At 32.5% G+C, this 22,825-nt stretch carries 27 protein-coding genes; 15 read left to right on the top strand and 12 right to left on the bottom strand.

The window, feature by feature from the left end; genetic code table 11:
* Positions 1-297 precede the first annotated feature (297 nt).
* From ACQYZ7_RS16420 to cysM, 14 genes are all read left to right on the top strand, one after another.
* The gene (locus ACQYZ7_RS16420; RefSeq protein WP_430730796.1) at positions 298-1,467 is read left to right on the top strand and encodes an O-succinylhomoserine sulfhydrylase; all 1,170 of its coding nucleotides are present in this window, start codon (positions 298-300) and stop codon (positions 1,465-1,467) included.
* 23 nt (positions 1,468-1,490) lie between these two features.
* Entirely contained in the window at positions 1,491-1,898 is a 408-nt protein-coding gene (locus ACQYZ7_RS16415; protein ID WP_430730795.1) for an RrF2 family transcriptional regulator, read from the top strand.
* Between the two features lie 117 nt (positions 1,899-2,015).
* Positions 2,016-2,270, top strand: a complete 255-nt coding sequence (locus ACQYZ7_RS16410) for a DUF2061 domain-containing protein (protein WP_028891803.1) — start codon at positions 2,016-2,018, stop codon at positions 2,268-2,270.
* 11 nt (positions 2,271-2,281) lie between these two features.
* Positions 2,282-2,890: a phosphoadenosine phosphosulfate reductase family protein gene (locus ACQYZ7_RS16405; protein WP_430730812.1), complete on the top strand. Its 609-nt coding sequence runs from the start codon at positions 2,282-2,284 to the stop codon at positions 2,888-2,890.
* Between the two features lie 11 nt (positions 2,891-2,901).
* Entirely contained in the window at positions 2,902-3,807 is a 906-nt protein-coding gene (gene cysD / locus ACQYZ7_RS16400) for a sulfate adenylyltransferase subunit CysD (protein ID WP_430730794.1), read from the top strand.
* A gap of 107 nt (positions 3,808-3,914) precedes the next feature.
* Complete coding sequence (locus ACQYZ7_RS16395; RefSeq protein ID WP_430730793.1) at positions 3,915-5,162, top strand: sulfate adenylyltransferase subunit 1; 1,248 nt, start codon at positions 3,915-3,917, stop codon at positions 5,160-5,162.
* 13 nt (positions 5,163-5,175) lie between these two features.
* Positions 5,176-5,523: a 4Fe-4S dicluster domain-containing protein gene (locus ACQYZ7_RS16390; protein ID WP_430730792.1), complete on the top strand. Its 348-nt coding sequence runs from the start codon at positions 5,176-5,178 to the stop codon at positions 5,521-5,523.
* Between the two features lie 37 nt (positions 5,524-5,560).
* Positions 5,561-7,663, top strand: coding sequence for a HEPN domain-containing protein (locus ACQYZ7_RS16385; RefSeq protein WP_430730791.1), 2,103 nt, complete (start codon positions 5,561-5,563; stop codon positions 7,661-7,663).
* A gap of 14 nt (positions 7,664-7,677) precedes the next feature.
* Positions 7,678-8,445, top strand: coding sequence for a uroporphyrinogen-III C-methyltransferase (cobA, locus tag ACQYZ7_RS16380; protein WP_430730790.1), 768 nt, complete (start codon positions 7,678-7,680; stop codon positions 8,443-8,445).
* Positions 8,445-9,020, top strand: coding sequence for a precorrin-2 dehydrogenase/sirohydrochlorin ferrochelatase family protein (locus ACQYZ7_RS16375; RefSeq protein ID WP_430730789.1), 576 nt, complete (start codon positions 8,445-8,447; stop codon positions 9,018-9,020). Before cobA ends, ACQYZ7_RS16375 begins: the two co-directional genes overlap by 1 nt.
* A gap of 98 nt (positions 9,021-9,118) precedes the next feature.
* A complete protein-coding gene (locus ACQYZ7_RS16370) occupies positions 9,119-10,174 on the top strand; it encodes an NAD(P)/FAD-dependent oxidoreductase (protein ID WP_430730788.1) in 1,056 nt (351 codons plus the stop codon).
* 134 nt (positions 10,175-10,308) lie between these two features.
* Positions 10,309-10,644 carry a ferredoxin gene (locus ACQYZ7_RS16365; protein ID WP_430730787.1) on the top strand — a complete coding sequence of 112 codons (336 nt, stop codon included), beginning with the start codon at positions 10,309-10,311 and terminating at the stop codon, positions 10,642-10,644.
* A 23-nt stretch (positions 10,645-10,667) separates the two neighbouring features.
* On the top strand, positions 10,668-11,411 hold the full coding sequence (epsC, locus tag ACQYZ7_RS16360) for a serine O-acetyltransferase EpsC (protein ID WP_430730786.1): 744 nt from the start codon (positions 10,668-10,670) through the stop codon (positions 11,409-11,411).
* A 19-nt stretch (positions 11,412-11,430) separates the two neighbouring features.
* A complete protein-coding gene (cysM, locus tag ACQYZ7_RS16355) occupies positions 11,431-12,318 on the top strand; it encodes a cysteine synthase CysM (protein ID WP_430730785.1) in 888 nt (295 codons plus the stop codon).
* Between the two features lie 95 nt (positions 12,319-12,413).
* Here cysM and ACQYZ7_RS16350 read toward each other — a convergent pair whose 3' ends face one another.
* The 9 genes from ACQYZ7_RS16350 to rsgA form a co-directional block, all read right to left on the bottom strand.
* The gene (locus tag ACQYZ7_RS16350) at positions 12,414-12,758 is read right to left on the bottom strand and encodes a hypothetical protein (protein WP_430730784.1); all 345 of its coding nucleotides are present in this window, start codon (positions 12,756-12,758) and stop codon (positions 12,414-12,416) included.
* A gap of 58 nt (positions 12,759-12,816) precedes the next feature.
* Positions 12,817-13,413, bottom strand: a complete 597-nt coding sequence (locus ACQYZ7_RS16345; protein WP_430730783.1) for a hypothetical protein — start codon at positions 13,411-13,413, stop codon at positions 12,817-12,819.
* A gap of 69 nt (positions 13,414-13,482) precedes the next feature.
* Positions 13,483-13,962, bottom strand: coding sequence for a hypothetical protein (locus ACQYZ7_RS16340; protein ID WP_430730782.1), 480 nt, complete (start codon positions 13,960-13,962; stop codon positions 13,483-13,485).
* Positions 13,963-14,418: 456 nt separating this feature from the next.
* On the bottom strand, positions 14,419-15,387 hold the full coding sequence (locus tag ACQYZ7_RS16335; protein WP_430730781.1) for an SPFH domain-containing protein: 969 nt from the start codon (positions 15,385-15,387) through the stop codon (positions 14,419-14,421).
* A 60-nt stretch (positions 15,388-15,447) separates the two neighbouring features.
* Entirely contained in the window at positions 15,448-16,002 is a 555-nt protein-coding gene (locus ACQYZ7_RS16330) for a hypothetical protein (protein WP_430730780.1), read from the bottom strand.
* 47 nt (positions 16,003-16,049) lie between these two features.
* On the bottom strand, positions 16,050-16,820 hold the full coding sequence (locus tag ACQYZ7_RS16325) for a hypothetical protein (RefSeq protein ID WP_430730779.1): 771 nt from the start codon (positions 16,818-16,820) through the stop codon (positions 16,050-16,052).
* Complete coding sequence (locus ACQYZ7_RS16320) at positions 16,820-17,026, bottom strand: hypothetical protein (protein WP_430730778.1); 207 nt, start codon at positions 17,024-17,026, stop codon at positions 16,820-16,822. Before ACQYZ7_RS16320 ends, ACQYZ7_RS16325 begins: the two co-directional genes overlap by 1 nt.
* A 221-nt stretch (positions 17,027-17,247) precedes the next feature.
* The gene (locus ACQYZ7_RS16315; RefSeq protein ID WP_430730777.1) at positions 17,248-17,880 is read right to left on the bottom strand and encodes an NAD(P)H-dependent oxidoreductase; all 633 of its coding nucleotides are present in this window, start codon (positions 17,878-17,880) and stop codon (positions 17,248-17,250) included.
* Positions 17,881-18,216: 336 nt separating this feature from the next.
* Positions 18,217-19,284 (bottom strand): ribosome small subunit-dependent GTPase A, encoded by a 1,068-nt coding sequence (rsgA, locus tag ACQYZ7_RS16310; protein ID WP_430730776.1) that lies wholly within the window; start codon positions 19,282-19,284, stop codon positions 18,217-18,219.
* A 684-nt stretch (positions 19,285-19,968) separates the two neighbouring features.
* Here rsgA and ACQYZ7_RS16305 point away from each other — a divergent pair.
* The gene (locus ACQYZ7_RS16305) at positions 19,969-20,472 is read left to right on the top strand and encodes an ecotin family protein (protein WP_430730775.1); all 504 of its coding nucleotides are present in this window, start codon (positions 19,969-19,971) and stop codon (positions 20,470-20,472) included.
* Positions 20,473-20,582: 110 nt separating this feature from the next.
* Here the strand turns inward: ACQYZ7_RS16305 and ACQYZ7_RS16300 are convergent, their stop codons facing one another.
* From ACQYZ7_RS16300 to ACQYZ7_RS16290, 3 genes are all read right to left on the bottom strand, one after another.
* A complete protein-coding gene (locus ACQYZ7_RS16300; protein WP_430730774.1) occupies positions 20,583-21,047 on the bottom strand; it encodes a cupin domain-containing protein in 465 nt (154 codons plus the stop codon).
* Positions 21,048-21,245: 198 nt separating this feature from the next.
* The gene (locus ACQYZ7_RS16295) at positions 21,246-21,701 is read right to left on the bottom strand and encodes a DUF3291 domain-containing protein (protein WP_430730773.1); all 456 of its coding nucleotides are present in this window, start codon (positions 21,699-21,701) and stop codon (positions 21,246-21,248) included.
* 29 nt (positions 21,702-21,730) lie between these two features.
* Positions 21,731-22,657 carry a hypothetical protein gene (locus ACQYZ7_RS16290; protein ID WP_430730772.1) on the bottom strand — a complete coding sequence of 309 codons (927 nt, stop codon included), beginning with the start codon at positions 22,655-22,657 and terminating at the stop codon, positions 21,731-21,733.
* Positions 22,658-22,825 lie beyond the last annotated feature (168 nt).

The following is a 22,825-nucleotide window of genomic DNA, read 5'->3' as shown; positions in this document are numbered from 1 at the left end:
CCAAGAACCAAGAAAATAGAGATAAGATTTGTTAAAGCCTTTGTCAGTTCGAGTGATTTTTATGGAGTATTAACGAAGTAAAAATTGTATCGAGAACGATTACAATACTTCTCGATACAAAATTATTTTTATTTCATTTCAATAATTTTACTCGAAGTGACATCAGAAAAAAGGAATAGAAAACTTAGAAACAAGAACCTCAAAAATAGAGCAGAGAAAAAAGGTAGAAGAACTAAGACCCAAAAATCTTGATTCCTTTATCTGACAACGAAGCGGTCTAACATCTAAAAAAATAACATGAGTCAACAACATTTTGAAACCCAAGCCATACGAACACAAACAGAACGTTCACAATTTTCAGAGCATTCAACACCTTTATACTTAACATCAAGTTTTGTATTTGATGATGCTGAGGATATGAGAGCGTCGTTTGCAGAAGAAAAAGAAAAGAACTTATATAGCCGATTTTCAAATCCGAATACAACAGAATTTGTAAATAAAATTGTGGCTATGGAAGGAGCCGAAGCAGGATATGCGTTTGCAACAGGTATGGCAGCGGTGTTTTCAACTTTTGGAGCTCTGTTAAATGCAGGAGATCATATTGTATCGTGTCGCTCTGTTTTTGGGTCAACACATAGTTTGTTTACAAAATACTTACCAAAATGGAATATTGAAACAAGTTATTTTAAAGTAAATGAAACAGATAAGATTGAAAGTTTAATTCAACCCAATACTAAAATTTTATATGCGGAAACACCAACAAATCCAGCAGTCGATATTTTAGACTTAGAACTGTTAGGAAGCATTGCTAAGAAACATAATTTATTATTGGTGATAGATAATTGTTTTGCAACTCCGTACTTACAAAACCCAATTAAATTCGGAGCTGATTTGGTCATTCACTCAGCTACAAAACTAATAGATGGTCAAGGACGTGTTTTAGGAGGAGTTACGGTAGGAAAAGAGGAATTGATCAGAGAGATTTATTTATTTTCAAGAAATACGGGTCCTGCAATGTCACCATTCAATGCTTGGGTGTTGTCTAAGAGTTTAGAAACCTTAGCAATCAGGGTAGAAAAACATTGTGAAAACGCCTTGAAAGTAGCGCAGTTTTTAGAAGAACATCCAAAGGTAAACTTGGTGAAGTATCCGTTTTTAAAATCGCATCCACAGTATGAAATTGCTAGAAAGCAAATGCGATTGGGAGGAAACATTGTTGCTTTTGAAATCCAAGGAGGTATAGAAGCAGGACGTAAATTCTTGAATAGTATTCAACTATGCTCATTATCAGCAAATTTAGGAGACACTAGAACTATTGTAACGCATCCAGCATCTACAACACATAGTAAGTTAAGTGAAGACGACCGATTAGAAGTAGGAATTACTGATGGTTTAGTACGATGTTCGGTGGGATTAGAAAACGTAGAAGACGTAATTCACGATTTAAATCAAGCATTAAATAATTAAGAAGTAAAGCATATATTTGTAATATGCTTTCTAAGAAAACAAAATACGGAATTAAGGCACTTACTTTTATTGCAAGGCAAGAAAAGGGCACTATGGTACAAATAGCTACCATTTCAGAAAAGGAAAATATTTCGCACAAGTTTTTAGAAAGCATATTACTTACCTTACGAAAATCAGGGATTTTAGGAGCTAAAAAAGGAAAAGGTGGAGGCTACTATTTGCTAAAACCATCTAGAGAAATTAGAATGACTGATGTAATTAGAACACTTGAAGGTCCTATTGCTATGGTACCATGTGTTAGTTTGAATTATTATGAGAAATGTGATGATTGTCCTGATGAAGAAGCTTGCTCAGTACACAAACTAATGATTCAAGTAAGAGATAATACGCTACAAGTACTTCGTAATAACACACTTGCAGATTTAGTGTAGTATTAACAAATTGTAAAATTCAAATATTTTTTTGATTTCTCCTTGGAGAATTAAAAAGCATATGTATATTTGTCGACTTAAAACCTAGTATTCCGATAGGGTAATAGTATTTTAAAAATGATTGTAGAACAAGTAGTAGAAAATAAAGCAAATTATAAAGAAGATAAGCTTTCTGAAAAACCAATAAGAAGCATTATAAAATCAATAAGTTGGAGAGTTGTTGGTACCATAGATACAATATTAATATCATGGGTAATTACAGGACAAGTAAAGACAGCTTTTTCAATTGGAGCTGTAGAATTAGTAACAAAAATGCTATTGTATTTTTTTCACGAAAGAGTTTGGAACAGTATTAAATGGGGCAAAAAATGAGTATAGAGACAATGAATTTAGAAGCAGTAAACGCAGAGTTAAAAAACAAATCTCCAAAAGAGATTATTGTTTGGGCATTACTACAAGCAAATAAAGCCGTAGTAACTACAAACTTTCGTCCCTATGAAGGAGCCATTTTACATGTAGTATCATCAGTAAAGAATAGTATAGATGTAATTTGGTGTGATACAGGTTATAACACTCCACAAACCTATAAGCATGCTGAAGAGTTAATTGAAAAATTGAAATTAAATATTCAGTTATATGTTCCTAGGCAAACGGTAGCACATAGAAATATCACGTTAGGATTACCAACGATTGAAGATCCAAATCATACGATTTTTACAGAACAGATAAAGTTAGAGCCTTTCAAAAGAGCAATGAACGAACACAAGCCAGATGTTTGGTTTACGAATTTAAGAAAGGGACAAACAGCTTTTAGAGATAGTATCGACATTGTTTCAAAAAGTAAAGATGGAGTATTAAAAGTAAGTCCGTTTTATCATTGGTCAGATACAGAGTTAGATGCTTATTTAGAAGAACATCAATTACCAAACGAGTTTAAATACTTCGATCCCACAAAAGTAGAAAGTAACAGAGAATGTGGTTTACATATTTAAAGAACATGATTATGAATACACAAACTATACAAGTAGGAGCTTTAGAAAGCGAAGCCATATACATATTAAGAGAAGTAGTCGCACAATTTGAAAAACCGGTGTTATTGTTTTCGGGGGGCAAAGATAGCATAACACTGGTGCGACTTGCTCAAAAAGCATTTTATCCAGCAAAAATTCCATTTCCATTATTACATATCGATACTGGACATAATTTCCCTGAAACGATTGAATTTAGAGATCGTTTGGTAGCAGAATTAGGAGTTGAATTGATTGTTCGTCAGGTACAAGACAATATTGATGCTGGTAAAGTAAAAGAAGAAACAGGAAAATACGCAAGCCGAAACATGTTACAAACCGAAACGTTATTAGATGCCATAGAAGAATTCGGTTTCGACGCATGTATCGGTGGTGCGCGTAGAGATGAAGAAAAAGCAAGGGCTAAAGAACGAATTTTTTCGGTACGAGATGATTTTGGACAATGGGATGAAAAAAATCAACGTCCAGAGTTGTTCGATATGTTAAATGGAAGAATAGATCTTGGACAGAATGTACGAGTTTTCCCAATTTCTAACTGGACAGAATTAGATGTATGGTCGTATATACAGCAAGAACAAATTGAAATTCCATCCATTTATTTTGCTCATAAAAGAGCCACTTTTGTTAGAGACGGACTCATTTGGTCAGCTAACGATGAAGTAGTGTATAGAGAAGATGAAGAGGAAGTACGTGAACGTATGGTACGCTTTAGAACAGTAGGAGATATGAGTTGTACCGCAGCAGTATTATCAGATGCGATAGATATTGACACCGTGGTAGATGAAATTAGAGAATCAACCATTTCTGAAAGAGGTGCAAGAATCGATGACAAACGCTCTGAAGCAGCGATGGAAAAGCGTAAACAACAAGGATATTTTTAAAATATAGGTTTTAGCTATTGGCCTTTGGCTGTTAGCAAGATTAAGATCTAAATAATAATAATAATAAAAAGGCGAATAGCTAAAAGCGAATAGCCAACAGCATAAAGATGAACGTAGTAAAAATAGCAACAGCAGGAAGTGTAGATGACGGGAAAAGCACGCTAATAGGGCGAATTTTATACGATACAAAGTCATTAACTCAAGATAAATTAGAGGCAATAGAAGAAAAAAGTAAACAACGTGGATTTGATTATCTAGATTTTTCTTTAGCTACAGATGGGTTGGTAGCAGAACGCGAACAAGGAATTACTATTGATGTAGCTCACATATATTTTTCAACACAAAAAACCAGTTTTATTATAGCTGATACTCCAGGTCATATAGAGTACACTAGAAATATGGTTACAGGAGCTTCAAACTCTCAAGCTTCTATCATTTTAGTAGATGCAAGAAACGGAGTAGTAGAGCAAACCTATCGTCATTTCTTTATCAATAATTTACTGAGAGTAAAAGATGTGATAGTAGCTGTAAACAAAATGGATTTGGTAGATTTTTCAGAAGAAAAATTCAACCAGATAAAAGGAGAAATAGAATATTTAGCTAAGAAGAGCGACTATCAAAACCAAAATATAACATTCATACCACTATCAGCTTTAAAAGGAGACAATGTTGTGAAGTCTTCAGAAAACACTCCATGGTATAAAGGAGAAACATTATTAAATCACCTTGAAAACTTGGGGTCTGAAGATACACAAGAAGTGTCAAAAGCACGGTTTCCTGTACAAACGGTTATTCGTCCAAAAACAGATGTATATCACGATTTCAGAGGATATGCAGGGAAATTGTATGGAGGTGATTTAGCAGTAGGAGATCCTGTAACGGTATTACCATCGGCAACAAAATCTACCATAAAAAGCATTCAGTTTTTTGATAAAGAGTATGCAAGAGTGAAGAGAGGAAGCTCTGTAAATATCACTTTAGAAGATGATGTAAACGTAAGTAGAGGGGATATGTTGGTAAAAACAGGAGAAGAACCCTCAGTTTTAAAACAGTTAGACGCAACCATATGTTGGATGGATAAAGAACCATTAAAAGCTTCTCAGAAATATTACATTAAACACGGAGTAAACGATGTACAAGCAAAAATAACAGAACTAACAGCTTTGATTCGTACCGATTTTACAGGAAAAGAAGAAGCTCCGTCTCAATTATTACTAAACGAAATAGGAGAGGTGAGTTTAAAAGTTAGTAAGCCATTGTTTGTTGATTCGTATGAAGAAAATAAAGCAAACGGGGCATTTATAATCATCAATTCTAAAACCAATACAACGTCAGGAGTTGGTTTTATCAAGTAAAAAATAAAAAGTTATGGCAATTATAATTACAGATGAATGCATTAACTGTGGAGCTTGCGAACCAGAATGCCCAAATACAGCCATTTACGAAGGAGCTAGTGACTGGAAGTATAACGAAGGAACTTCATTACAAGGAAATGTAACCTTGCTTAATGGAACTTCTGTAAATGCAGATGAGGACAATGAACCAGTATCAGACGAATACTATTTTATAGTACCAGATAAATGTACTGAGTGTAAAGGATTCCATGAAGAACCACAATGTGCAGCAGTATGTCCGGTAGATTGTTGTGTACCAGATGATGCACGTGTAGAAACCGAAGAACAATTGTTAGCAAAACAAGAGTTCTTACATAACTAATATCAACGCTTTTACAAGCAAACAACTAGTAAAACAGATGCAAAGTTTTAGATCAGAAATAGAAAACCCTTTAGTAGAAAAGGATATCCTAGAGTTAGAGCGTAAAATACGCTTGTTTAACGAAGGAAAAATAGATGAAGAACGTTTTAGAAGCTTACGTTTAGCCAGAGGAATTTACGGCCAACGTCAATTTGGAGTACAAATGATTCGTATCAAATTACCGTATGGTAAAGTTACGAGCGAACAGTTACATAGAATAGCAGATGTTTCTGACGAATATTCACGTGGTCGTTTACATATTACCACACGTCAGGATATTCAAATTCACCATGTAAGTTTAGACAGAACTCCTGAGTTATGGGCACAGTTAGAGAAAGACGATATTACGTTGCGTGAAGCTTGTGGTAATGCCGTACGTAATGTAACCGCATCAGAAACTGCAGGAATTGACCCGAAAGAACCGTTTGATGTATCGCCTTATGCACATGCAACTTTTCAATTTTTCTTGCGTAATCCTATTTGTCAAGAAATGGGAAGAAAATTCAAAATGTCTTTTTCTGCTACGGAAGAAGATACCGCATTGAGTTTTATCCACGATTTAGGATTTATCGCTAAAACGAAAACAGTAGAAGGTAAAGAGGTAAAAGGATTCAAAGTCTTATTAGCTGGAGGATTGGGGTCACAACCGCGTCATGCAGATGTAATTTATGAGTTTTTAGAAGTAGAATTATTAATTCCTACCATTGAGGGAGTGTTACGTGTATTTGATCGTTACGGAGAGCGTGCTAAAAGAGCAAAAGCCCGTTTAAAATTCTTGGTAAAAGATTTAGGAGTGGATGCCTTTTTAGAACTAGTAGCAGAAGTAAGAAATGCATTAGCGTATAAAACGTATCCGATAGATACTACTGATTTTGAACAAGACATTGTTTTTGAAACAAAAGACGTACCGTCTGTAGTAATTGAAGATGAAAAAGCATATCAAAACTGGAAAACAACCAATGTTTTTAAGCAAAAGCAAGAAGGATTATATGCTATAGGGATCAAAGTACATTTAGGAGATTTTTATACTGATAAAGCACGTTTATTGGCCGATTTAATCAAAGCATATGGATCGAATGAATTGCGCTTTACGCTACGTCAAAATATCCTTATTCGTCACGTAAGAGAAGAATTTTTACCGTTTTTCTATACGGAATTACAAAAGTTAGGTTTTGCAGAAGTAGGATATAACAGTTTAAATGACATCACCGCATGTCCAGGAACCGATACCTGTAATTTAGGAATATCAAGTAGTACAGGAATTGCAGCGGAGTTAGAGCGTGTTTTAAAAGCAGAATATCCGCAGTATGTGAATAACAAAGACATTACCATTAAAATTAGTGGGTGTATGAATGCTTGTGGACAACACAATATGGCACATATTGGTTTTCAAGGAATGTCTATAAAAGTAGGAAAGTTATTAGCACCAGCATTACAAGTGTTAGTTGGAGGTGGAGTTTTAGGAGATGGAAGCGGACGTTTCTCTGATAAATTGGTGAAAATTCCAAGTAAAAGAGGACCAGAATCTTTACGAATCTTGTTAAACGATTTTGAAAAGCATAAACAAGAAGCTGAAGATTTCTTAAGCTATTACGATAGACAAGGAAAAATGTATTTCTATGATCTTTTAAAAGAGTTATCAGATACCACCAATTTAACAGAAGATGATTTTATTGATTGGGGACACGATAAAAACTATGTAAAAGCCATAGGAGTGGGTGAATGTGCTGGAGTTGTGATTGATTTGGTAGCAACTTTACTGTTTGAAAGCGAAGAAAAATTAGATAATGCAACGCAAGCATTAAACAGTCAACAGTGGTCTGATAGTATTTATCACGCTTATGCAGCCATGGTAAACACAGCCAAAGCACTGTTAACATCAGAAGGAGCAAAGACCAATACACAAGCAGGAATCATCACCAATTTTGATGAGGTTTTTGTAGCAACAAATAAAATAGAATTACCAAGTTTATTTGCAGAATTGATTTATCAAATCAACGAGAATGAACCTACGGAAGCTTTTGCAAAAAAGTATTTAGAAGAAGCAACATCGTTTTACAAAAAGATAGATGCTTTCAGAAAAGTAGTCGTAGAAAATTAAAAATAGAGAGTCCAATGAAAAATCAACCGAAATTAACCGTAGTAGGTGCAGGACCAGGAGATGCTGATTTAATCACCTTAAAAGCCATTAAAGCATTAGAACAAGCCGATGTGGTATTGTACGATGCATTAGTAAATAACGACCTGTTAGGATATGTGAATCCAAATGCAGAATTAATCTTTGTAGGAAAACGAAGAGGATGCTATCGTTATCAACAAGAACAAATTAATGAGTTAATTGTCGCAAGAGGATTTTCACACGGACATGTAGTACGTTTAAAAGGAGGCGATCCTTTTATTTTTGGTAGAGGGGCAGAAGAAATGGAATATGCGGCAAAGCACGGGCTAAAAGTAGCTGTAGTTCCAGGAATTTCTTCTTCGTTAGCAGTACCAGCGTATCAGAACATACCATTAACAAAAAGAGGAAGTTCAGAAAGTTTTTGGGTAATTACAGGAACGACCAAACAGCACCAATTATCAAACGATGTTGCTTTGGCAGCAAAATCCAGTGCAACGGTTGTTATTTTAATGGGAATGGGAAAACTCTCAGAAATCATTCATCTTTTTAAAGAAGCAGGAAAGAACGAATTACCTGTAGCTATTATTCAAAATGGAACAACTCCTGAAGAAAAAATAGGAATTGGTACCGTAGATACAATAGAAGAAGTAGTCGCTAAAAATAACTTGAGTAACCCTGCTATTATTGTGTTAGGAGAGGTAGTAAATCACAGACAACAATTGCTACAAGTACAACAAGAAGCAGTTTTAAAGGAAGTGGTATAATGGAAGAAAGAAATAACCTATATCCAATTTTTTTAAAGACAAAAGAATTGGAGGTGTTACTAGTTGGAGGAGGGTATGTCGCGGAAGAAAAACTACAATTTTTATTAAAATCAAGCCCAGATGCTAACGTAACTATGGTAGCTCCTTTTTTTAGAGAAGAAACTGTTGAGGTTGCTAAAAAGGGAAAGGTGAAGATGGTAATAGATAGCTATAGTAATGCTTATTTAAAAAAGAAGCATTTGGTGATTGCAACTACTGATGTTCCTGAGGTAAATATGCAAGTGTATAAAGATTGTAGAGACCAGAACAAATTGGTGAATGTGGCGGATAATCCACCGTATTGTGATTTTTATATGGGAGGAATTGTAACCAAAGGAAACGTAAAAGTAGCTATCTCAACCAATGGAAAGTCGCCAACAACCGCTAAAAGATTACGTCAGTTTTTTGAAGAAGTAATTCCAGAAGACATCAATCAATTAGTACAAAACCTAAATAGTTATAGAAAAACCATCAAAGGAAACTTTGAACATAAAGTAGAAACATTAAATAAACTGACAGAGAGTTTAGTGAAGTAACGTCATTGCGAACAAAGTGAAGCAATCTGTTAGTCGATAAACAGATTACTTCGTTTTCCAATTCATTGGAAACCTCGTAATGACAAAATAATAAGAACATGATACAAACAGATATATTAATTATTGGAGCAGGTCCTACAGGACTATTTACCGTTTTTGAAGCGGGATTGTTAAAATTACGTTGTCATTTAATTGATGCTTTACCACAACCGGGAGGGCAGTGTTCAGAAATTTATCCGAAGAAACCAATTTATGATATTCCAGCATATCCAGAGATTTTAGCAGGAGATTTAACAAAGAACCTGATGGAACAAATCAAGCAGTTTGAACCAGGATTTACCTTAGGTGAACGTGCTGATACTATTGAAAAGCAAGATAACGGAACATATATCGTAACTACTAATAAAGGAACAAAACACCAAGCACCTGTGGTAGCTATAGCAGGAGGGTTAGGAAGTTTTGAACCTCGTAAACCACCGATTCCAAATATCGCTGACTTTGAAGACAAAGGAGTAGAGTATATGATTAAAGAACCAGAATTGTATCGTGATAAAGATGTGGTAATTGCTGGAGGAGGAGATTCTGCCTTAGATTGGTCTATTTTCTTAACAGATGTAGCAAAATCAGTAACCTTAATTCATAGACGAAATGAGTTTAGAGGAGCATTAGATTCTGTAGAAAAAGTTCAAGAATTAAAGAATTTAGGTAAGATTAACTTAATAACACCTGCTGAGGTAAAGGCAGTATTAGGTGAAAACCATGTAACGGGTGTTGTGATAGAAGAGAAAGGGAAAGAACCTTATATGATAGATACGGATCATTTCATTCCGCTATTTGGATTAGCACCAAAATTAGGACCAATTGCCAATTGGGGGTTAGAAATTGAGAAGAATGCCATTAAAGTAAACAATGCGTTAGACTATCAAACCAATATTCCTGGAATTTACGCTATAGGTGATGTAAACACGTATCCAGGGAAGTTAAAGCTAATTTTATGTGGTTTTCATGAAGCAACATTAATGTGTCAAAGTGCTTTTCAACGAATTTATCCAGATAAAAAATATGTGATGAAATATACCACAGTTGGTGGGGTTGATGGTTTTGACGGAACGCGAAAAGAAGCACCAAAGGCGGTAGTAAAAGCAATTCAATAATGGGGATTAGGATGAAAGTAGTTAGGAGTTGAGTATATAGGTTTGTTGTAATTACAAGTTTTAAGTAAAAACTCCTTCACCAACAAAACTGAAAAACCTTCCTAACTACTGATTCCTATAAGAAATTGTTACAAATGGATAATCAAGACATCAATATAAAAATAATAGACCGTGAAGGTGTAATGCATGAGGTAGTTGCTCCGACAGATATGGCAATGAACTTAATGGAAGTTGTTCGATCATACGAATTAGCTCCTGAAGGAACTATTGGAATCTGTGGAGGAATGGCAATGTGTGCTTCTTGCCAATGTTATGTGAAATCAAATCATGAATTGCCTGAAATAAATGACGATGAAGATGCAATGCTAGCAGAAGCTTTTCATGTAGAAGAAAATAGCCGATTAGGATGTCAAATCCATATGGTTCCTGAATTAGAAGGACTTGAAGTTGAGCTAGCTCCTGAAAGTTAGTTATTTTTGTAAAAAATTAGTAAATGCAATTCAAACAATACGATTTATCATTAAAAGATGATGTAGAAAACTTTACAAAACAATTATTTTACGCATTGTTTAATGATGTATGTCAAGAAAAAGCAAATCATTTAAAAGAAAAATTTGTAAAAATACTAAATGGGTTGGCTATTAATAATGCTTCGGAAGCATGGGCTGTATACCAACAAACCTTTTGTGAAATACGAGAAAAGTTAGATTTAGATGCTAAAGCATTTGAACAAACAGATCCAGCCTGTAAAAGCTTAGGAGAAGTGTATTTAGCCTATCCAGGGTTTCATGCGATTGCCGTATATCGTTTGAGTCATGAATTGTATAAAATGGAAGTTCCTATTTTACCAAGAATGATGAGTGAATATGCGCATGGATTAACAGGAACAGACATCCATCCAGGAGCAGCAATTGGCGATTCGTTTTTTATAGATCATGCAACAGGAATTGTTATTGGAGAAACCACCATTATTAAAGAAAACGTAAAAATATACCAAGGAGTTACCTTAGGAGGAATTCAAGTAAAAAAAGAATTGGCTTCCACAAAAAGGCATCCAACGATTGAAAATAATGTAACCATTTATGCCAATGCAACTATCTTAGGAGGTGATGTAATAATAGGAAGAGATAGCGTAATAGGTGCAAATGTTTGTGTAACCACCTCTGTACCCGAAGGATCTATTGTAACCTATGAGTCAGAAAATAAAATAACCACTAGAAAATCCTATGTTAAATGATGTAGGTACAAAATTAACCATGAAAACTAAAACAATTATAGATAGTATAGGGAATACGCCATTAATAGAAGTTTCAAATATTCTTCAAAAAGAAGGCGTAAAGCTATTATTAAAATTAGAGGGAAATAACCCTGGTGGAAGTGTAAAAGATAGAGCAGCATTTAACATGATTGCTGAAGCTATTAAAAGAAAAAATATCCGTCCAGGAGATTATTTAGTAGAAGCAACTAGTGGAAACACAGGAATTGCGTTAGCACTCATGGCAAAAGTTTTAGGAGTAAATATGGTATTGGTAATGCCAGAAAATTCTACTGAAGAACGTGTAAAAACGATGCGTGCTTACGGAGCAGAGGTTATTTTAACGGATGCAGAAAAAGGTATCGAAGGTTCTAGAGATGTAGCGTTAGAATTACGCTATAAAAAAGGGTATTTTATGCTGAACCAGTTTGAAAATACTGATAACTGGAAAGCACACTATAAAACTACAGGACCAGAGATATGGAACGATACCCAAGGGGAAGTAACTCATTTTGTTTCAGCGATGGGAACTACAGGAACCATTATGGGAGTTTCTACCTATTTAAAAGAGCAAAACCCTGAAGTACAAATCATCGGAGCACAACCCAAAGACGGCGCCAAAATTCCTGGAATTCGTAAATGGACACCCGAATATCAGCCAAAATTCTTTAACAAAAGTAAGGTGGATCAAGTGGTAGAACTAGATGAAAACGATGCAAAAAACATGACCAGAAAGCTAGCACAAGAAGAAGGTGTTTTTGCAGGAATGAGTAGTGGAGGAGCGGTACATGCAGCGTTAGAAATAGCCAAAACAATTGACAAAGGAGTGATTGTAGCGGTTATTTGTGACAGAGGGGATCGCTATTTATCTTCAGATTTGTTTCAATAGATAATCTTACTAAATTTATAATACTATTATTCCCGCCCTAAGTGCGGGAATTTTAATAAATACTATTCTATAAAAAAGAGTCAGTAGCAAACGTTTTACTTGTCATCATCCCAATGAAATTTGTGTATAATTCGGTGAATTATAGGACTCATTAATATCCCCAAAGAAGCTATAAATACCAATCCAGCATAAAGCCCGTATATACCAGCAAAAATGTGTCCGATTTGAGAACTTGGCTTCTTAATAAGTCCTAAGCCCGATAACATGATTGATGAATGTAAAAAAGATTCACTTAAGGTTAAGTCTTCAAAAGTAATGAACCCTAAAATTCCAATTAAAAGTGAAAAGACTATCAATACTAAAATACCGAAAAAGTGTTTTAATAGTCTGATATAGAACCTTTTTTTATTAATAGGTGCTTCTGTTCTTTTTTCGTACATGGTTTATTGTTTGCACTACAAAGTACTGTTTTTTATAGATAATATGCTTTTATAACGATTAATTAGTAGAGTCTAATTTAACAGTAGCACTTAACTTTTTGTGCTTATTTGAAACATCAATTACCGCTAATGATGTACTAGAATCTTTTATCTTTTCGAAAGAAATCGTATCAAAATTCTCTTCTTCTAAATCCAAATTGGTAATACCGTTTAATTTTTTGCCCTTGAAGTCATTTAATTCAAACTCTATGACTGTTCCAAAGGGTATTTGACTAGATTCAGTATGTACAATTCCTTTTAGTTTTTTGCTTAAGAAAGATAGTTGACTGTAATAAATGATAATTAGAATAGAGGGTACGATGTAGAACATGTTAAAACTGAAACCTATTTTACCTATTGACATATAAATATCTGATGAGTAAGATATCAGAAAATTAATGTTTACGGTTTCACTGATAAAAGAAGCTGATAAGTACCAAATTAATATTAGTAAAATTAAGTTTTCTTTATAGTATTTTGATATAACACAAACTACAATTCCAAATAAACTTAAACCGATGCTTATATAATTATAATCATTACTTAAAAATGTACTTAATAGGGTAATTATACAAGTTGCTATACAGTAATTAATAATAAAGTTAAATAGTTTCATATGATTTTTTAGGTGATAGTAACAGTCTTGTATAACTACTATTTAGTGAAGAAAATTGTTAATTTTTGGTTATACGTTGTAAATAGTTATTTTTTCTGTAATATATTTTTCAATAAGCTTTTTATCTGATTTATTTTTTAAAATCAAAAGTTCGTTGTTTTTATGAGTTCGATAACTCATTAAAAATTTTGTTTTTCCGCTTCGAGTTAATTCCGAGTACTCAAATCGTTTTGGGTCAAATTTATCCGCAATTAATTCTGTTTTTTGAATTCGGTTAAGTATTTTTTTTAATCGAGTTATTTCGCCACTTTTTTCGTTGATTTTTAATTCTGTGTAATAAACCCACGAAGCAAATCGGTAAAAAAGATATCCAATTAAAGTCAAAATTGCGACAAAAATTCCAACTCCAACCCCTAGAAACCAAATTAAAAATATGAATGAAGAAGAGGTCCAAATCATTAGTTCTTTCCAATTAAATGGAATTTGGTCACTCAATGTGTGAACATTTCCCTTTTTAGAAATCCTGAAGTAGTCTTCTTTCTCGTTCATAATTGCCCACAACTAGTTTATATGCGTAATAAAATTACTAATTAGATTCCTCTTATGGTAGGATAAACGGAAGTTTATAACAATTTTATTCTCTTAATTAGGCGCTAGCCAAGATAAAACAAAATAAAAAAACGTACAAAAAATGTACGGTTATAGTATTCTATTGATATCAAGACTAGTAATTACTTATATTCTATAAAAAGACTCTCTATAGGTTTTCTTACTTTGTTTGCATTTTGAGAATGATCTTCGTCAGAACGATAACCGACAGGAGTAACTACAGCAGTATGCAAGTAGAGGAAAGGCATCAATTTGCGACAGAGGTGATTGTTATTTATCATCAGATTTGATGAATAATGGTTTAACTGTGAACAGTAATGGGTTTCTATTCACAAACCTTGCGGTTTAAACTGACCTTTGTTTTATTACTATAGACCTTGTTAGCAAACATGTTTTTTATAATTTACTTAATATTTTTTTTCGTTTTTCGCTAAATTCTTCTTCGGTAATGAGTTCTAAGTCAAACAACTCTTTTAACTTTTTCAATTTGGTTTTAATATCTTCTTTTTGGGGTTCGTTAGTTATTCGGCTGAGTTCTACTCCTGTAAACATTCCCATTGTTATTCCTGCTGCTCCTTCATTTTTGGCGGCATCTCGCATTGCTTTTAGTTTTTGCAAGTTGGCAAAATCTATGCCTGCTATTTGTGCCGATTTTACTTCAGCTTGAATATCTGAAATTTCACCAATTCTGCCTAAGGTTTCTTGATCAAATTGTGTTCCTTCAATTCTAAAATCTAGAACCTCAAAACCTAAATCGGTAAAAACTTCGTTGGTTTTATCTTTAGTATTTTTAGCAATTTCGTTTAATTGGCCATCAATTTCAACATACGAAAATTTAGCATTTGCAAGATAATCGGTGATTGGTTGTGCAATTCGAGATAAGAAAAATTCTTTTAAATCGAAATGTGTAAACAGCTCTTTCCCAGCAATAATATTTTCAAAAAACTCTAACGGCTTTATCACCTTTACACTATAATTCCCAAAAGCAGAAAGTTGAATAGGAAAGGAATAAATAGGATCGGTGTATGCAATTGGCACACGAGTTCCCCAACGCATATTTACAATATCGGCTTTTCTGAAAAACCAAATTCCGAGCACATGCTCACTGCGCTCACGAAGTTGAAAAAGTTTTTTTAAGTTGGTTATAAAAGGTTTATTATCAGTTTTTAAATCGTAGATTCCTGCTTCGGTAATAACATCTTTAACCTTACCTTCGTATGTAATTATACAACCTTGCCCTACTTGTAATATCAATTTAGAAGCATTTTTTATTTCCTCAAAATTGTCGGTTACTTTTACAAATAATTCTTTCTCGTTGGGGTTTTCCCATTCTATAACGGAACGAAATTGTTTATTTATGTTCATATGTTTCTAATTTCAAAAGTTACAAGTCTAAAAATAGACTTGTAGCTTAAAAACTTAATATTAAAAGTCAATATCTTCTCCTAAATTAGCTTCTTGCTCTTTGTAGAAGTCTTCGAAATGAGCAGCCCATTTTTTGTCCGAATCATTAAACATTTCCATTTCTTCTGGTGTTGCATTTTCTTCGTGAATTTTATCTTTCACCCAACTAGAATAATGCATTCCAACCTGTCCCCATTGTTGTAATGTTAATCCGTATTCGGCAATAATCGTTCCGGCGTCTAAACCAACTTTTGTTGCTTTTGATTGATGCATTGTTATTTTCATAAAAGTATCATAATCTGGTACTTTTTTCAATACGTCATCCATACTTACTGTTTCTCCTACATTAGCGAATTTCCCTACTTTTGGGTTCTGAAAAATTTCGCCGTATTTCATTGCCATATTCATATCTGAGGTCATTAAATCTGCCAGTTTTTCACCCCATTGGGTGTTAGTATCCTCCCAAACAGGAATTTCAATTCTTAAAATTTGACAAACTTCTTCAATTGACATTCCATTTGCAATGTTTGCAGATGCGGCTGCCCAGTTTTCAAACGTAATTCCGTTAATTTCCATTGTTTTTTTATTTTTAAATGTTATTAATTTATTATTTTGTAATCTTATCAACGTTGTTTAAACTTTTCAAATTCTTTGACCTTTCGTTCCATATCTTGTTCAAAGCGTTTTTCATAATCCGAATTGAGTTTTATACGTTCTGTGAAAAAACATTCATAATATGTTAAATATTGTGCTTTGTAATGTTCCCAGTCTTTGTTGGTTGCTTTGCCAAAATGTTCCTTTTCTTTTATCTTTTGATATGCGTGACTTAATGCTTTTTTCTCCTCAAATAGTTTCAGTTTTATAATATTGTCCACAGTCCCACCAAGTTGTGTGTATTTTGTTTCGGGCTCAAAAGTATTTACGGTATTGCAATAATCACAAGATAGATATTGTGAGCGGAAGATGCGTTTGTCTATTTGTAGTTTAGCATTGCATTGAGAACAAAGAAAATCTTTATCGGCTATTTTTATAATATTGTCGTAATATTTTTGAGACAATTTACCTTCTAAAATAGTTTCGAAATATTCTAGTTTTTTCCATAGTTCTTGAGATAATTTACTCCCTTTCTGAGATTGATCAATCCAATCGGAACTTGCAAGAGCATTTTGCATTTGATTTTTCACTTTTCCGTCCCACGTATCGTCAATTTTCTGAATTAAACTTCTTATTTGACCTTTCATCCCAACAAACGCTTGCATTGTTTGCCCATAATCGTAATTACTTTCTTCTAAAAATTCGAAACTCGCTTGTTCTGCTTGCTGCAAAGTTTCACTAAATCGAGCTTCAATTTTATTTAAAAAAGTATCCCAACGATTTATTAGTTCTTGTTTCATTACTTATCAGGTTTAATTCTCACATTAATATCCATAAATTTGAACCCACAGTAATCGCAGGTTGTTAAATTTGTGTCTACAGGTCTTGGTGCTTTGCAGTTTTTACATACACGTGATTTTATATCGGAAGTGTTTTTTTCTTTATCCTTATACCAAGCCTCGTTTTCCTTTGTGTTTTTTATAATTTTTTTAAATGGGGTAGACATTTTATTCTGTTTATTTTTTGATATGTTTGTTAGTGTTTATCTTCTGCTACTTTATTTTGAGATTTCGAATCATTTGTTTGTCTTGCCCAAAAGCATTAGTGTTCCAAATAAGCATCTTTAATTCTTGAAAAGTGTCCTGTCCTATCAACGCATTTCAATTGTTTGAAAACAGTATAATCACAGAACAAAAATGTAAAGTGATTATATTCCTGAGGTAATAATTACTTATATTCTATAAAAAGATTCTCCATAGGTTTTCTCACTTTGTGTGTATTTTGAGAACTATCTTCATCAGAACGATAACCAACAGGAGCAATTACAGCAGTATTTAAGCCTAATTTATTCAAGTTTAATATCTTGTTATAAGCTTTGGCATCAAACCCCTCCATAGGGCAAGCATCTATTTTAAGTTCAGAGCAAGCATTTAGCAAATTTCCCAAAGCAATGTAAACTTGGTTAGAAGTCCATTTGTTTTTTTCAACCAAAGTTCTGCTCGTAACGTCAGATTTAATAAAATCAGCATATCCTTTAAAGTTTGAAATGTCAACCTGTTCTATTTCAGTCTTTAAAGAAAAATAAGCATCTATATGGTCATTGGTAACCTTTGTATAATTACAAAACACAAATAAATGAGAAGCGTCAGTAATTTGGCTCTGTCCGTAAGAAACAGATTTTAACTGTTCTTTTATTACATTGTTTTCTATAATCAAAACGGTATATAATTGAAGACCATAGGAAGAAGGAGCTAATTGAATCGCTTTTTTTAAAAGTTTTATATGCTGCGTTGAAATTTTTTTAGAAGCATCAAACTTTTTAGTAGCGTATCGCCACTCAAGGTTGTCTATTAAAGTCATACTATTATTGTTTAAGAAAAAGCAAAATTAAAAGGGGAGTAGTTACAATGCCTTTACATATGTTGATTTAGCAATTTTTTACATTTTTCTTTGTAGAAGATGTTTGGATAAAAAACTCGTAACGGAACCATCAGCACGTCACGCTGAGCTTTCCCTAAGAAGGGATAAAGCTAGTTTTTAAATTTAAACAAACAATTTTCTATTAAAAAGGCAAAAAACAACGTGTGTGTAAATAAAGAATAGTTTTGCTACTTTTTTAATTATAAAGCTTTTACTATATAAAAAAGCGGTTTGAATTTGAGTTCAAACCGCTGTTAGTTATATATGTTACTGTGCTTAGTACTTACTAGACTTTTTTAAATTTTTAAAATGCTTAACCATTTTTCCAAAATCTTTATCCTTTTTGCGTTTTTCAGCAACAGTAGCTTCAAAATGTTCTTTTTCTTTTTCCATTTTTAAGTAGTTTTTATAAGAGGAGGTATCAATCTCTCCGATTTCAACTGCCTTAGTAACCGCACACCCAATTTCTATAGTATGTGAACAATCTTTGAATTTACAATGTTTTGAATGTTCAAAAATTATTTCAAATGTTTTTTCTAAACCATACGATGTATCAGTCATTCCAACTTCTCTCATTCCTGGATTGTCAATTAAAATACCACCATTATCAAGAATTATGAGTTCGCGATGAGTGGTTGAGTGTAGGCCTCTATTAGAAAAATCACTAACATTCTTAGTAATCATTAAGTGTTTGTTTGCGAGTGTGTTTACAAGTGTTGATTTGCCAACGCCAGAGGAACCTAAAAGACAATATGTTTTTCCTTTTAGTATAATTTCTTTTAGTTTTTCAAAACCTTGTTTTGATGTATTACTAATTGCAAATATGGGTACATTGTTAATTCTTTTTTTTAGAGAATCAATCAAATCACTTAATAATACTTCGTTTATCAAATCAATTTTAGTAAGAATAATAAAAGGTTGGATGTTTGATGTATTACAAATTGTAAGATACCTTTCAATTCGATTGATACTAAAATCTCTATCAACAGCCTGCATAATAAAAGCGTAATTTATATTTGTGGCAATTATTTGTAAATCTCCAAATTGACCGACTGCCTTTCTTGAAATAATTGAATTTCGAGGGAGTACTTTGTGGATTATTGAACTATATGAATCATATAGTACTAACGCAACCCAATCTCCTACAGCAGGAAAATCTTCAGGAGTATTAGCAGTATATCTTAAGTTTCCTGTAATTTCTGCATCGAAATCTCCTTTTTCTGTTTTAACAGTATATCGTTCCTTATGCTCTGAAATGACTCTTCCAATTTCAAAGTCTTCTAGATTATGTTCAATTTTTAGTTTTTCTATTTTGTCGTTATATCCGAAATGTTCTAGTTTCATATTTTAAGTATTTTAAAATATAGTAAACACTTACGCTATTCATACATGATATGAATTTAAATACATAAGCGTTCACAATTGATGTGTTTATATGTAAAATGTAAATAAATAGATATGCTTCAGATGATAATCTGAAGTAAAGAGTGGTGATAGCCTTAAGAAAATTGACTATCTATTTTACAATATCCAAATACGATACAGATGTAATAGACATAAAATTGAATTAAAAGTCAAAGTTAAGTAAAATATCCTTTTAAAGTTTAAAGAAATAGAATGTTCTTGTTTTTTTTAGTTGCTGAAATATTTAGTAACTTTAATGTAAGTTACTAAAAATGATTACATGAGAACTCTCTATACCTTAATTGGAGTAGCATATCTTCTGTTCGTAGTGGTGACGTCGTACATGATCTTAGTCCAACCACTTATAAACGCATGTAAAAAAAGTAAGAAAGAAAAATAGTACGTTATTACAAGTGTTTTTTCTTTGATAGAAACAGCATCAAAAGGACTGTTATTTTGGTGTTTATCATAAGGTTTTAAACTAGTAAGCAATGTATTTGTACTTTAATACTACTTTCAATGTTTATTAAAAGAATGGTATATAATTTAATTATGAGTAAAGAAGTTTTAGTTAAATTAACTTTTGGCATATATATTGAAAAGCTCTAGGAAAATTATATTATTATGAGAACAATTTCAAATCAATTCACTAAATTATTTTTAATAGCATTCTTAACTATTACTTCTGTGGCAGTAGGGCAGACGTCTTTAACAAAAACGGATGTATCAATATATCCTAAACCAGAAAAAGGGTTTAAACAAATGATTATTGAAGTTCCACATTCAGATAATGATAGTAACAAAAAAATAGAATTCGTTATAGGAAAATGGATGGAAGTAGATACTTGTAATAAGCACGGTCTTGTAGGAAGTATAGAAAAAAAGGAGCTCAAAGGATGGGGTTATTCGTATTATGATTTCAAAACTGATGGTGGAGTTATATCTACCCGAATGGCTTGCATGGAAAACAGCGTAATCAGAAAGTTTATTTCTAGTCAGCCAAAAATAGTAAGGTATAATGGAAAATTACCGATTGTTATTTATGTACCAGAAGGTTACGAGGTTCAATTTAAGATATTTAAAGCAGAGGATGATGTTTATCGCGCTAGTGAGGTGAAACAAAAATAATACGTTTCTTTAACCTTATCAATGGTTTTATATACAAAAAGCAGCAAATACTATTTGCTGCTTTTCATGTTATATTATAACAAGTATTTCTTTTTTATAGAATTAATAAACTATTTTTTTTCTTTAATAGGCACTGCATCAAAAGGATCAACCATAGCAACAAATAAAACACAAGGACCATTATTTAGGCATTTAGCCCTATGTGGCTTTCTTGCAGGACCATAAGCATAAGAACCCGCTTTTAATACAGTAGCTTTTTCTCCTTGGTATTGTACTTCCAAATCTCCAGAAATTAAAATCATTCGTTCAGGTGAATTATGTGTATGATATATAATTTCAGTATTGGGTTCTATTCTAAAGAAAAAATCTAAATTAGGCTTAGATATATCTCCATGAAGTATTGTAAAAGAACAATTAGGAAAAAAATCTGGAGCAGGTAGCCATTTCAAACTCTTATTATTAACAGTTGTAGCAATAGAAGTTTCTGTGTTTGAAACATCATTGCTTTGAGCATTTAATCCTATAGCTAAAAAAGCTAGGATAAGGGTTAACATGTTTAGCTTGTTTATTTTCATCTTGTTGATTTTTAGATATTTAATATAGGTAAAATATTTTAGATTATTAAATAATATTAACCCGTTTATTACGGGTACAATTACTTGGGTTTTATTAACAGAAGTATTTTCTTCCTCTTTTAGGAAGTAGTTAAATAAAACAAACAAAAATGTAGAGGTGTAATTCTTAGCGAGTTTCGTTAAGAATTAAGTTGATAGTTACTTTTTGGGCATTGGAATTTTATTTCTAAAATCAAAAGCTATTTCTGAAGCACCGTTTTTTTGTAGGTAATCTAATTTATCAACAGCTTCTTGTATCGTGGGATATTCTCCTTCAGTTATCCACCACATTGCAGTAAAAACTTTTCCATATGTTTGAAACCACTCTTTTCTTCTTTTCAGAAAATCCGTATGAAAAGTTTTGTAAACAAATTTTTCTAAGGATTCAATAGATTCCCAAACAGAAATATTTATAATTACCTGTTCGTCGTTATAAGGATTGAAACTTGTAGCATCATTATTCTCGTCTTTTAGTCTCCAAACAAAACCGTCACTGTTTTCAGCTAAATTGTTTACACGGTCTAAATTATCTACAAATTCTTTCATAATAGGATCGTCAATATTTACTCCTTTCATTCGAGCTACATTGATTTCTGCGATATGGTACTTTTTCATAGGTGTGGTTTATAAAGTGTTGGGCGCAGTTATTCTTGTTCGTAACATTTGTAGTTAGATTTTCTTTTTCTATAATAATCTTTTAAAGGTTCAAATCCTATTTTCTTTCGCTTAACCTTTGCTTTTTTACAATCACAAACCGTAACATTTAAATAAGAACCATATAGATAGCAAGATTCGCTAATTATAGTTCCATTATTTTTCTTCTTTTGACTAATATTTTTATGTGAAACCGTATAATCTATTATTCTGGCAAAGTGGTAAGGATACATTTCACCGTTTAAAACAGCTTCTAGCATATATGGTCTTAATTTTTCAATCCATTCTTTTTTGAAATGTAATGGCATTAAAGTTATGTTTTTTGTTATGTCATATTTTCCTTTTGGCGTCATTTCTCCAATTATCGAAAACCCAGGCCATTTATTATTGTTTTCTTTAATAATTTCTAAAAGTCTATTGTAATTATAAGAATCTGTTTTCTTCATTTGTTTCCAGCTTCCAAAAATTGGTGTTCTTGCTTTTTGGTCGTTTCTTACCATTTCAGAAATCTCTTCTCTTAAAGGTAAATTCAAAGTCTTAAGGTGGTTTTCACGAAGCGAATTATATTCTTTTTTTAGTTTTTTCCATTCTTTAGTTCTTTTGAAATCACTTAGTTGTTTTTTTATTCTTTTTAATGTCAATCCGTTATTAATTCCTTTTTTCAAATAATCAAAAGTTTTTTGGTTTTCATTTAATTTTTCGGAATTTATGGAGGCTAATAAAAAATCTTCTTTAAAAGGTTTTTCAACAAGTTCAAATGCGATTTGATAGAGCGAATCTGATTTTTTTAAATGACTGTTCAAATTTGCTATTTCAGCTTTGTTTATGGTTTCGTAATAATTAAGATAATTTTGAGCTGATATTTTCTGAATTCCAAATAGTGAAATTGTAATCGAAAACATTAAAATCTTTTTCATAATATTTGTTTTTTTATAATTGTACCTAACGCTCTAGGTGTATGGCGTGTGAGGCACATCCTCATGAGGAGCCATAATTGTGCCTCATTCGTTATAGCATCCATGAAAAAGCAGTAAGTCGAGTATCTTTAAAGTTCATCAAAACAATAAAAGACATGAACACTCAAA

The sequence above is a fragment of the Tenacibaculum sp. SDUM215027 genome (assembly GCF_050566205.1).
Classification (GTDB): Bacteria; Bacteroidota; Bacteroidia; order Flavobacteriales; family Flavobacteriaceae; genus Polaribacter.
This window is presented reverse-complemented; position numbering and strand designations above follow the sequence as displayed.